The sequence below is a fragment of the Pseudomonas sp. Irchel 3H3 genome, assembly GCF_900187635.1.
GTDB lineage: Bacteria > Pseudomonadota > Gammaproteobacteria > Pseudomonadales > Pseudomonadaceae > Aquipseudomonas.
The window spans coordinates 40124-51977 of record NZ_FYEC01000020.1; the positions used below are offsets into that span (position 1 = coordinate 40124).

9 protein-coding genes are annotated in these 11854 nt (G+C 63.8%); 3 read left to right on the forward strand and 6 right to left on the reverse strand.

Annotation, left to right across the window (positions count from 1 at the left end):
• Positions 1-294: 294 nt before the first annotated feature.
• A complete protein-coding gene (locus CKW24_RS19970; RefSeq protein WP_371917602.1) occupies positions 295-2451 on the forward strand; it encodes an LTA synthase family protein in 2157 nt (718 codons plus the stop codon).
• A gap of 88 nt (positions 2452-2539) precedes the next feature.
• On the opposite strand, the gene CKW24_RS19975 is transcribed toward CKW24_RS19970, so the two are convergent.
• The 5 genes from CKW24_RS19975 to CKW24_RS19995 all read right to left on the reverse strand — a co-directional run bounded on the left by CKW24_RS19975 (position 2540) and on the right by CKW24_RS19995 (position 8700).
• A complete protein-coding gene (locus tag CKW24_RS19975; protein ID WP_095169886.1) occupies positions 2540-2986 on the reverse strand; it encodes an NUDIX hydrolase in 447 nt (148 codons plus the stop codon).
• Between the two features lie 603 nt (positions 2987-3589).
• The gene (locus tag CKW24_RS19980) at positions 3590-6013 is read right to left on the reverse strand and encodes a TonB-dependent siderophore receptor (protein WP_095169887.1); all 2424 of its coding nucleotides are present in this window, start codon (positions 6011-6013) and stop codon (positions 3590-3592) included.
• Positions 6014-6110: 97 nt separating this feature from the next.
• Positions 6111-7079 carry a FecR domain-containing protein gene (locus CKW24_RS19985; protein ID WP_095169888.1) on the reverse strand — a complete coding sequence of 323 codons (969 nt, stop codon included), beginning with the start codon at positions 7077-7079 and terminating at the stop codon, positions 6111-6113.
• Complete coding sequence (locus CKW24_RS19990; RefSeq protein WP_095169889.1) at positions 7076-7588, reverse strand: sigma-70 family RNA polymerase sigma factor; 513 nt, start codon at positions 7586-7588, stop codon at positions 7076-7078. The genes CKW24_RS19985 and CKW24_RS19990 overlap by 4 nt, the downstream gene beginning before the upstream one ends.
• Before the next feature lie 212 nt (positions 7589-7800).
• Positions 7801-8700, reverse strand: a complete 900-nt coding sequence (locus CKW24_RS19995; protein WP_095169890.1) for a bile acid:sodium symporter family protein — start codon at positions 8698-8700, stop codon at positions 7801-7803.
• A gap of 203 nt (positions 8701-8903) precedes the next feature.
• On the opposite strand from CKW24_RS19995, the gene CKW24_RS20000 reads away from it, so the two are divergent.
• The gene (locus CKW24_RS20000) at positions 8904-10349 is read left to right on the forward strand and encodes a SulP family inorganic anion transporter (protein WP_095169891.1); all 1446 of its coding nucleotides are present in this window, start codon (positions 8904-8906) and stop codon (positions 10347-10349) included.
• A 121-nt stretch (positions 10350-10470) separates the two neighbouring features.
• Positions 10471-11463 (forward strand): NAD-dependent epimerase/dehydratase family protein, encoded by a 993-nt coding sequence (locus CKW24_RS20005; protein ID WP_095169892.1) that lies wholly within the window; start codon positions 10471-10473, stop codon positions 11461-11463.
• Here the strand turns inward: CKW24_RS20005 and CKW24_RS20010 are convergent.
• Positions 11433-11831: a GFA family protein gene (locus CKW24_RS20010; RefSeq protein ID WP_095169893.1), complete on the reverse strand. Its 399-nt coding sequence runs from the start codon at positions 11829-11831 to the stop codon at positions 11433-11435. The two genes, CKW24_RS20005 and CKW24_RS20010, sit on opposite strands and share 31 nt — an antisense overlap.
• Positions 11832-11854 lie beyond the last annotated feature (23 nt).

Sequence of the window (11854 nt, forward strand, 5' to 3'; positions counted from 1 at the left end):
CCGCCTGATTAAACAGCCTGAAACAACTTGTTGCAGGCCTTCCGGACGCCGTTTCGTCGAGGCGGTGCAGCGCTCTGGCGCCGGGTTTATGCCCCATATCGCGGGGCCACGGCGCGGTAGCCGCCGTCCTACGTTTGTTTAATCGCGGCGCCGACGGGGAATATCACGGCACATCCTGTGCATCCCTTGGTACCATCGGGCATATCTATATGAAGATTTAATGTCTGGAAGCATATTTTTGTGAACATCATTCGTCACTGGTTGCAGCACCCGCGCGCGCGCCTGATTGCCCTGATGGGCCTGGTCCTGGTGGCGCCCCTGTGCCTGCGAGCGGCCATGGGCTGGTCGGACCCGTTGGGTTATCTGTCGGACCTGGGCATCGGCAGCCTGCTGGTGCTGCTGTTGCATCGCCGTCCCTGGTGGTTGGCGCTGCCGGTGTTGCTGGTCTGGGGCCTGTTTACCGTGGCGACGGCCGAGTTGGTCAGCGCAGTCGGCCGCTTGCCCAATGCGGCCGACCTTAACTACCTGATCGATCCGCAGTTTCTCGATAAATCCACCAGCGGCAGTTTTGCCCAGCCGTGGCTGGCCGCCAGCCTGATGTCGGGGCTGTTGGTTTGGCTGCTCTGCCAATGGGCAGGTCGCGGCCAACCCGCGACGCGCCTGCCGCGTAGCGCCTGGGCCGCCCCGGCGTTGCTGCTGGTCGCGCACTGGGGTGCCCAGTACCTGCACCCGACGGAGGCTGATCAATGGCAACTGTTCAACCTGCCGCACCAGCTGCTGGCAGCCGGCGTCGGCGAGGTGCAGATGCGTGCCGAAGAATGGCTGGAAGGGGGTGTGGTCGATGTGCCGCCGCAGATGGCCGGCCTCACTCAATTGGACCTGGACGGGCAGCAACTGCTGGGCGCGCCGGGTCGTGCGCGCAATGTGCTGATCATCACCCTTGAGGGCATACCCGGGGCGTATGTCGGGGTCAATCGCCAGGCCTTGCACAGCAGCTATCAGGAAAACCTGATGCCCAACCTCAGCCGCTGGGCCGAGCGCGGCATGAACACCCCGGACTATGTGCTGCACAGTCACCAGACCATCCGTGGCCTGTACGCGATGCTGTGCGGTGACTACGACAAGCTCGACAACGGCACGCCCAAGGGCGTGGAGATGCTCACCCAGACCGAACGCAACCAGGCCTGCCTGCCGGCCCAACTGCGCCAGCACGGCTTCGCCACCCATTACCTGCAGGGTGCCGGCCTGCGCTTCATGGCCAAGGACAAGATCATGCCGCACATCGGCTTTGATGCGACCCATGGCCTGGAGTGGTTCAGCAACAGCAACTACCTGGAATTCCCCTGGGGCAAGGACGACAAGGCCTTCTTCGAAGGCGCGCTGGATTACGTCGGTCAACTGAAAAAACAGAAACAGCCGTGGATGCTGACCCTGCTGACTGTGGGCACGCACCAGCCGTACTCGGCACCGGACGAGTACCTGCAACGCTATGACACGGCCAAACAGGCCGCCGTCGGTTACCTGGACGACGCCCTTGGGCAATTCCTCGATGGTCTGGAACGCCAGGGCATTCTCAAGGACACCCTGGTGGTGATCACTTCCGACGAATCCCACGGCATCGATGGCGTGCGCCTGGCCTCGTCCTGGGGCTTCAACCTGACACTGGCCCCCGAGCAGGAACAACTGCCCCGGGTCAAGCAAGGGGTCTATGGGCACGTCGACCTGAGTACCTCGATCCTCGACTATTTCTCCTTGCCGGTGCCGCCGAGCCTGAGTGGCCGCTCGTTGTTTCGCGACTATGCCAGCGGCCGTGAAATCATGTCCTACACCAACGGCAAGCTGCGTTATCACGACGGCCAGGGCACCCTCACCGAGTGCGATTTCCAGCAGCGCTGCCGCTATTACAACAGCGCGGGGTTCATTGCCGACCGCGCGACCTTCGCCGGCCAGTACGGCGGCCTGCGGGCCCGTCAGATCAGCGCCCGCGCCGAGGCCCTGGACCGCACACTGCTGCGCACCCCGCTGAACCAGCGCTACCAGTTCGGCAGCCCGGCGATCATCCCGCTGCAGGCACAGATCAAGGACGACTGGGCCGATAACCTGATCGGCGCGCAGTACCTGGAAATGCCCAAGGGCTCCCAGACCCGCGTGCGCCTGACGGTGCGCTCGGTGGACCCGCAAGAGAAGGTCTACATCCTGCTCAAGGCCAAGGAGCTGGAACAGGACGTGCCGCTGGGCCTGCCGCAAGAAATGCTGGTGACCGGCGATCAACCGTTGGAAATGAACTTCAGCTTCGACAACCCCGAGTCACGCAAGGCCTTTTCCTTCCATCTGCTGGGGTACGGGGTGGGCGCGGTCGAGGTCAGTGATTTCACGGTGATCACCGAAGATCCGGGGCAACCGGAATCGTTGGACGATATTCCGGACGAGGCAATTGTGCATTCGAGCTGAAGCCTGCAGCTCGCCCCGGGTTGTCGCGCAGGCACTTCAACTCCCGGACATCCTTGGTGACGGTGGTCTGGGCGCGGTGGGATTGGGATCAGGCAAGCAGGCCGGCGTTCTTCAGCAGCGGGTAGAGGCCTTCGGGTACCAGGGGCGACGTGGCGGTGAAAGCCGAGCTGTCTTGCCAGGTGACCTGAAAGGCCATGCCGTCGCTTTCGTGACCGTCGAGGTAGGGCATTTGGTACAGGTGCTGATCGCGAAATTGTCCATCGTAGACCTGGACGATTTCATGCCCCGGGATGTTGTTGTACGTGAACAGGCTTTCCAGCGTGCCGACCAGGCGCAGGTTGTCGATCGCCAGGTCGAGCTCTTCCTGGACTTCACGCTCGATCGCCTGGGCACTGGTTTCACCGAACTCGATACCACCGCCGACTGGCCGGAACAGGCTCTGTCCGGTGACGGGGTCGACGAAGCGATGGACCAGGATTTTTCCCTGGTGATGGAACACACAAAGCGCGAGCGCGCGGATGCGGGGCGTTGTCATGAACTGAAGTCCTTTTGCAGGTGATGCGCGAGATAGCACCAGGTCCCAGGGCATGATAACGCGACGACCGGGCTTGAAACCATGGGCCAATAGCGTGAGTCCGGGTATGCGTGGCGTTCTCCAGACCATCGCGAGCAAGCCGTATACGGAACCTGTGGGCACCTAATATCACTGTAGGAGCGGGTGCCCGCTTGCGGCCTGCTCGCGATGGTCGTCAACGATGACGCGCAAAGCCTGACTCACCGCGGTGCTCTTGCGTCTATCGCGAGCAGGCTCGCTCCCACAGTGGTTTTGTGGTGCCCGCAGATTTTGCATATACCCATCAAACCTGTGGGAGCGAGCTTGCTCCGGGCGGCGTTCCGACGATGGCGGTGGGTCAGGCAGCAATGATGTTGAATGTGTCGGCCTCATCGCGAGCAAGCTCGCTCCCACAGGGATTTTGGGACCTGTGGGCACCACAAAACCACTGTGGGAGCGAGCCTGCTCGCGATGGTCGTCAACGATGACGCGCAAAGCCTGATTCACCGCGGCGCTCTTGCGTCCTTCGCGAGCAAGCTCGTTGCCGGCACCGCTGCCTGGTCCGTCAAGCGTGGTGCGTCATGCTCAGTACTGGGCGCGCAGGGTCAGCGTGAGGTTGCGCGGGTCGCCGTAGAAGTTGGTGCCCCAGGATGCATCCACTCGGTCGTAGTACTTGCGATCGAACAGGTTGTTGGCGGTCAGGGTCGTCGACAGGTTGTCGTTGATCTTGTAGCCGACCTGCGCCGTGGTGATGCCATAGCCGCTCTGTTCGAAACGCACTTCACGCTGGAAGTACGTCTTGCTGACGACTCGTACACCACCACCGACGTTGAAATCCTTGAGCGGGCCGTCGGTGAACTGGTACTTGGTCCACAGATTGAAGTTGTGTTTGGGGGTGATGGTGCTGAAGGTCTTGCCTTCGTTGCCGTCATCGGCCTCCAGGGTCTTGGTGGTGGTGAAGGCGTAGCCGGTGACCAGGCTCCAGTTGTCGCTCAGGTTGCCGCTCAACTCGGTTTCCCAACCCTGGCTGCGGGCTTTGCCCTGGGCCTCGTAGGCCGCTGTGAGGTTGTCGTATTCGGCGCGGTTTTCGTCATAGATGCGGAACACTGCCACGCTGGCATTCAGGCGCCCGTCGTAGAACTCGCGCTTGAGGCCCACTTCATACTGCTTGCCCTTGCGTGGGCCGATGGGCGAGCTGTCGCTGCCGATCTCGCTTTGCGGCTTGAACACCCCGGTGTAGCTGGCGTAGGCCGACAGCTCGGGAGTCAGCTTGGCGATGAGCGCACCGTAGGGCACCACCTTGCGGTTGATGCTGGTGTGGGCGCTGCTGAAATTGTTGAAAAACGCGTTGGCGTTTTGCGCGTCGCTTTCGTACCAGCTCACGCGGCTGCCGCCGACCACGTCGAGCCAGTCGCTGACGTTGAGCTTGGCGCGGGTATAAAAGCCGTACTGATCGGATTTGGACCAGTTGCCGTTGTTGCGCTCGTAGTCCTGCTTGGGGATGTCGATGCTGCCCGGATCGAACACGTTGATCGGGAAGTAGTCGCCGCCGCCGTAGGTGAAGTCCTTGTCCAGGTGCTGGTACTCGCCACCCACGGTGAACTCATGGCTGCGCTCGAACGCTTCGAACGGGGTGGTGACGAAGCTGTCCACGCCAATGGTCTTGATGTGGGTGTAGTAGTTGTAGGCCACGGCCCAGCTGTCACCGGTGGCCGGGTCGACGGCGCCATCGGCCCAGGTGAAGTTGCGCTTGGGGGTTTCGGCGTCACGGTAGGTCAGGGTGGTCTTGAACTGGCCGCCGTTGTCCAGGGCGTGGTCGACTTCGGCGAAGCTCTCCCAGACTTTTTCGTTCAGTTCGTTCCACTTGGCATCGACGAAGGTCGAGCGTGGGACGTCGAGCAAGCGCCCGTCGGCGTAGGCCGGCAAACCGAATGCCGGGGTGGAGTGGTTCTGCTGGTAGGCACCGCCAACCGACAGGGTAGTGGACGGGTCGAGGTCGAACTCCAGGCGGCCATAGACCATCGGCCGTTCGTTCTGGGCATAGTCGACGAAGGACTGGTTGTTCTCGTAGGCAGTGATGAAACGGCCGCGCACGCTGCCCTGTCCGTTCAGCGGGCCGGTGACGTCCACCGAGGAACGGTAGTGATCATAGGAGCCAGCGCCCAGTTCGCCACCCAGGGCAAACCGGCCCAGGGCGCGCTTGCGCACCACGTTGATGGTGCCGCCGGGCTCACCGGCCCCCTGGTACAGGCCCGATGGACCACGCAGCACTTCGACTCGGTCGTACATCGCCAGGTCGAAGCTGGTGGCCATGTCGCCCTGGCCGGTGGGTTGGGAGACTCCGTCGACCTGCACCTGGTCGACGAGGAAGCCGCGCATGTACACGTCGTTGAGGCTGGAACCTGAGTTGTAGGTCTTGATGGTGGCCCCGGTGACCTGGCGCATGGCGTCCTGCAGGCTGTTCATGTTCTGGTCGTCCATGCGCTGGCGCGTGACCACCGACACCGACTGCGGGATGTCCTTGAGCTTGATGTTGCCCTTGCCGATGCTCACCTCACTGGTGGTGTAGGAGTGGGTGTCTTCGGTGGTGACGCCCAGGCCCTGGCCGGTAATCGCGGTCGGCGCGAGTTGCAGGGCATCGCCGTTCGCCGAGCGCACCAGGGTGAAGCTGGTATCGGCGCGCTGCTGCAGGTCCAGGCCGCTGCCGTGCAACAGGTGGCTGAGGGCCTCCAGTGGTGAGTAGTTGCCGTTCAGGCCGGGGCTTTGCAGGCCATCGGTGAGACTGGGGTCGAACGACAGGGCGATGTGACTGGCGGCGGCGAAGCGCGACAAGGTCTGCCCCAGGGTACCGGCGGGAATCTGGTAGCTGCGCGCCTGGGTGTTGGCCAATGGCTGTGGCTCGGCAGCCCAGGCCTGGGCGCAGGTACCACTGAGCAGCAGACTGAACAGCGCATGGCAGGCCGTGCGGCGAAACGGCGGGGTGGATCCTTGGGGGCGGACAACGGACATTGAGAGGTGATCCTGTGGGCAAGGGAGAAGGTGGATTCTTCTCTTGCCAGCCGAGCGCGAAAAAAGTGCCAGGGTTGGGTGAAAATATTTTCCGCGGCTACGCCTGGGCAATCGTCACCCAGTAACCGCCCAGGCGTGAGGTCACCCGCACCGGGTAGGTTTGGCTCAGCATGCTCAGGGCGCGACGGCTGTCGTCCAGGGGGAACGCGCCGGAGATCCGCACCTGGGCCACGGCCGGATCGCAGCGCAGTACTCCAGGGCGATAGCGCGCCAGTTCGGCGGCGAAGTCGCCCAGGCGCATGCGGTCGGCTACCAGCATGCCTTGGGTCCAGGCGGTGCGAGAGCTGTCGGTGGCGCGCATGGCACCGACCGCTGAGGCCGAGAATGCGGTCTGTTGACCGGCCAGCACGATGGTCGGGGTTGCCTGGGGCTGTTGGTTCAGCTCGATTCGCACCCGCCCGTCGAGCACGGCCAGGCGCGTGATGCCGGTTTCTTCGCGCACGTTGAAGAGCGTGCCCAAAGCTTCCAGGCGACCCTGCTCGGTGCTGACCCGCAACGGTCGGGCAGGCACCTGGAGATCGGGTGCGGTCTGCACCAGGATTTCACCTTTGCGAACCCGGATCAGGCGCTGCAGCGGGTCGAAATTCACATCGATCGAAGTATCGGTATTGAGGGTCACCCGGGTGCCGTCGGCGAGGGTCAGGTGCCGACGTTCACCAATCGGCGAGTGGTAGTCAGCGCTCCAGCCCTGGCGTTGGTCCAGTTGCCAGCCCAGCCAGGAGGTCGGCGCCAGCGCCAACAGTGCGGCCAGGCGCGCGAGCTGTGTCCGGCGCTGGGGATTGGCCGGGCGGTCGAGCGCCGACAGGGCCAGGTCCGCGGGTAGGCCGCCGAGGGTGCCGAGCAGGGATTCGGCGCGCCGCCAGGCCCGCTCGCACTCGACGTTGCTGGTGCGCCATTGCTGCCATTGCGCGAGTTCCTGGGCGCTGAGGTTGCCTTCCCCCAGGCGCATCAGCCACTCGGCGGCCTGTTCCAAGACGGCCGGGTTAATGCTTGTCGGGCTGCTCATTCGGGCATCAACGTCAGGCATTGCAGGAACGCCTGTTTGATGTAGCGCTTGACCGTGGTCAGCGACACGTCGAGTTGTTGGGCAATGTCTTCGTACTTCACGGCGCTGATCTGGGCGAGCAGGAAGGCGCGCTTCACCAGCGGCGGCAAGGTGTTGAGCAGGGCATCGACCTCATGCAGGGTTTCCAGGATCAGGTAGCGCAGTTCGGGTGAGGGCGCCTGGGACTCCGGCAGTTGGGCCAGTGCCGAAAGGTAGGCGCGTTCCAGTGCCTGGCGTTGGTACCAGTTGATCAGGATGCCCTTGGCTACGCAGGTCAGATAGGCCCTGGGTTCGACCAGGTCTGGCACTGACTTGGCGGCCAGGATGCGGATGAAGGTGTCGTGCATCAGGTCTGCGGCCTCTACCCGGTTTCCCAGTTTTCGCTGCAGCCAGGCGTATAGCCAGCCTTGATGGCCCACGTACAGGGCTTCGACGTGCTGCTGGTGAGTGGCGGTTGGAGAGTCGCTCATCGCGTTGGTGTTTTTTGTTAGTGAGAATTATTAGCAATAGTAACGGGGAGGGAATGTCTACGGCAAGAGTGGTGCGGTGGTGGGTGAGTGGTACGGGCGGGCGAAGCGGCCTACCGGCCGGCCTGCTTTCCCGCACTGGAATATCCCTTGTGGGAGAGGGCCGGGCGGCGCTCCGTTTGCCCGCGATGGCGGTCTCGCCGCGTTTCGCTGACTCACCCAGCCAACTCCCGTTCCTCCAACGCCAACTGCTTGCCGTGCACGCGGTTGACCCACCAGCCGAATCCTGCGGCGGTGAAGAACATGATGAAGCTGTAGATGGCGGCCGGGATGGCCATGGTGGAGTTGTTCAGCAGGCTCGGGCTGAGTGCCAGGGCGATGGCCAGGGTGCCGTTGTGGATGCCGATTTCCATGCCGATGGCCACCGCCTGGCGCTGGGGTAGGCGGAGCAGGCGGGGGACGCCGTAGCCGATGGCCAGGCTGAGCAGGTTGAACAGCAGGGCGGCCAGGCCCACGACCGGCGCGTAGTCGACCACGGTCTGCCAGTCCTTGATGAAGGCGATGGTCACCGTGCCGACGAGGAACAGGGCGGAGACGATTTTCATCGGTTTTTCCATGCGGTTGGCAAAGCGTGGCCAGTAGCGCCGCACCAGCATGCCCAGGCCGACCGGCAACAGGACAATCGCGAACACCTGCAGCACCTTGGCAAATTGCAGGGGGATGGCCTGGTCGGCGGACATGAAATACAGCAGCGACAGGTTCACCAGCAACGGCATGCTGAGGATCGCGATCATCGAGTTGACCGCCGTCAGCGTCACGTTCAACGCCACGTCGCCGTGGGCCAGGTGGCTGTAGAGGTTGGCGGTGGTGCCGCCGGGGGAGGCGGCCAGCAGCATCAGGCCGACGGCCAGTGCCGGCTCCAGGCGAAAACCCTGGACGATCAGGAAGCACAGGAACGGCAACACCAACAACTGGCAGACCAGGCCGATCAGCACAGGCTTGGGGTATTTCACCACGCGGGTGAAGTCGGCCAGGGTCAGTGACAACCCCAGGCCCAGCATGATGATGCCCAGGGCAATGGGCAGGAACGCGGTCAACAGGGGTGTGGCGGTCATGGGTGGTCGGCTCGAGGGTAAGGAGGCTCATCAAGGTGTAGCACGCAGTCTGGAAATGCACAGGTCGCCAGTTGTTACAAAATCCCCATTGACGGCTGGGCCCCGCCACGACTGGTTCGCCCGCCGGCAATTGCGTAACATTCAGCGCCTTTTCCCGCAATCCTCCACGGCCGGCTGCCCCGGTCGCCATTTTCAGGTAAGCCATGAAACCTCAACGTCTGCGCGCCGATGTCCTGGCCGGACTCACCACGTCTTTCGCCCTGTTGCCCGAGTGCATCGCCTTCGCCCTCGTGGCCCACCTCAATCCGTTGATGGGGCTCTACGGCGCCTTCATCATTTGCACCCTGACCGCGCTGTTCGGCGGCCGCCCGGGCATGGTCTCCGGTGCGGCCGGTTCGATGGCGGTGGTGATTGTCGCGCTGGTGGTCCAGCACGGTGTGCAGTACTTGCTCGCCACCGTGCTGCTGGGCGGGCTGATCATGCTTGCGTTCGGCCTGTTGCGCCTGGGCAAGCTGGTGCGCATGGTGCCGCATTCGGTGATGCTGGGGTTCGTCAACGGCCTGGCGATTATCATTGCCCTGGCGCAACTGGAGCATTTCAAGAGCGGGGAGGCCTGGCTCAGCGGGACGCCGCTGTACCTGATGCTTGGTCTCGTGGCCGCGACCATGGCGATTGTCTACCTGATGCCACGCCTGACCCGGGCGGTGCCGCCGGCCCTGGTGGCGATTCTCGGTGTCGGTGCGGCGGTCTACCTGCTGGGCCTGCCGACCCGTACCCTCGGGGACATGGCGCACATTGCCGGCGGCTTGCCGGTGTTGGCATTCCCCGACTTGCCCTGGACCCTCGAGACCCTGCGCATCATTGCTCCCTACGCGGTGTTGATGGCGCTGGTGGGGCTGCTGGAAACCCTGCTGACCCTGAACCTGACCGATGAGATCACCGAGAGCCGTGGTTACCCGGACCGTGAGTGTGTGGCGCTGGGCGCGGCCAATATGGTGTCTGGGGTGTTCGGGGGCATGGGCGGCTGCGCGATGATTGGCCAGACCGTGATCAACCTCAGCTCCGGTGGGCGCGGACGGCTCAGCGGCGTGGTGGCCGGGGTGATGATCCTGCTGTTCGTGCTGTTCCTGTCACCGCTGATCGAGCGCATTCCCCTGGCGGCCCTGGTCGGGGTGATGTTCGTGGTCTCGCAGCAGACCTTCGCCTGGGCCTCCCTGCGGGTGCTGAACAAGGTGCCGCTGAACGATGTACTGGTGATTGTCGCGGTGACCCTGGTTACGGTTTTCACTGACCTGGCCACTGCGGTGTTGTGCGGGATTATCATTGCCGCGCTCAACTTTGCCTGGCAGCAAGCTCGCCAGCTGTATGCCGACAGCCATCTGGAACCCGACGGCAGCAAACTCTACCGGGTGCATGGCACGCTGTTCTTCGCCTCGACCACGCCGTTTCTCAACCAGTTCGACAGTGCCGGCGACCCACCCCAGGTGACTCTCGACTGCCGGCACCTGAGCTTCGTCGACTACTCGGCCATCGCCGCCCTGGACACCTTGCGCGAGCGCTACGCCAAGGCCGGCAAGCACCTGCGTGTGCTGCACCTGTCCGAGCGCTGCAAGAAACTGCTCAAGCGCGCCCGAGTGGCTCACGACTGAGGGGCAGGCTCGGGTCGTAGCGTTCGTTCTCGATCGCGTTGATGGTGTCCCCGGTGTCCTTGACTCTCCCCCCAGGGGCAGAGTCTATGCTGGCCGCCACAACAGGGAACAACGAGGCGCTATGAGTCAGTCATGTCTGGTCACCGGGGCCAACGGGCACCTGGGCAATACCCTGGTCCGGGCCTTGCTCGGGCAGGGCTATCGGGTCCGGGCCGGGGTTCGCGATATCGACAACCGCGCGGCGTTCCAGGGCCTGGATTGCGAACTGGTGTACGTCGAACTGCTCGACGAAGAGACGTTGTTCCAGGCGCTACTGGGCGTCGAGCTGTTGTTCCAGGTGGCGGCGGTGTTCAAGCACTGGGCCCGCGATCCCCAGGCCGAGATTGTCCAACCGAATGTCGAGGGCACTCGCCGGGTCTTGCACGCAGCGAAGCGCGCCGGGGTCAGGCGGGTGGTCTACGTTAGCTCCGTGGCGGCTATCGGTCACAACGGGCAGGCGCTGGATGAGCAGCAGTGGAACGTCGAGCCGGACAACGCCTACTACCGCTCGAAGATCCTCGCCGAGCAAGTTGCCTGGGACACGGCGCGAGCCCTGGACCTGTGGATGGTCGCGGTCTTGCCTTCGGCCATGATCGGCCCGAACGCGACGCGCCTGACCGACACCATGGGGTTTATCGAGTCGGTCAGGCAGCGCAAACTGCCGCTGGACCCGGGCTTTCATTTCAATTTTGTCGATGTGCGGGACGTGGCCGCGGGCATGATCCTGGCCGCGCAGAAGGGCCAGCCTGGGCAGCGTTATATTCTGGCCAACGAACATTGCTCGTCCCTGGCGCAGATCATCGACGCGGCCAACGCGGTCGCTCCGGGCTATCGGCTGCCCGCGCCGGCGCCGCGCTGGCTGTTGCTGGCGCTGGCGTGGATCGAGGAGGCGCGGGCGCGGCTGACCGGGCGGCCGGCGCAGCTGTTGCAAAGTCAGGTGCGGATGTTCCATCAAGTGCGCCAGCAATACTGCATCGACAAGGCCAGGCAGCAACTGGGTTATGCCCCGCGTACGCCCGAGGCCGCGCTGCAATCAGCCTTCAGCTACCTGAGTAGCCGCGCGTCGTCGAGCTGATACCAGCAGGCCTTCGCCTCGAGGCAACTGTGGCTTTGCTTGGTGGGTTGGAACGGGGTGTCCAGGGTCGCGACAGCAATCGAGATCCAGTCCGGGAACGCGCCTCGGGCGTTCGACCAGAACAGCGATGAACCGCAGTGTCCGCAGAACTGGCGGGTGACCCCGGGGGAGGATTGGTAGGCCTTGAGCAGCGACGCCTCGGCCGTGATCGCCAGCGCCGACCTGGGCGCACTGGCATAGGTGGCGAATGCCGCGCCATGGGCTTTCTGGCATTTGCGGCAATGGCAATGGGTGAAGGCCTTGAGTGGGCTGCTGAGCTGGTAGCTGACGGCGCCGCACAGGCAACTGCCGCGGTGTGACTGATCCATGTCCCGAGGTTCCTGCATAGTCG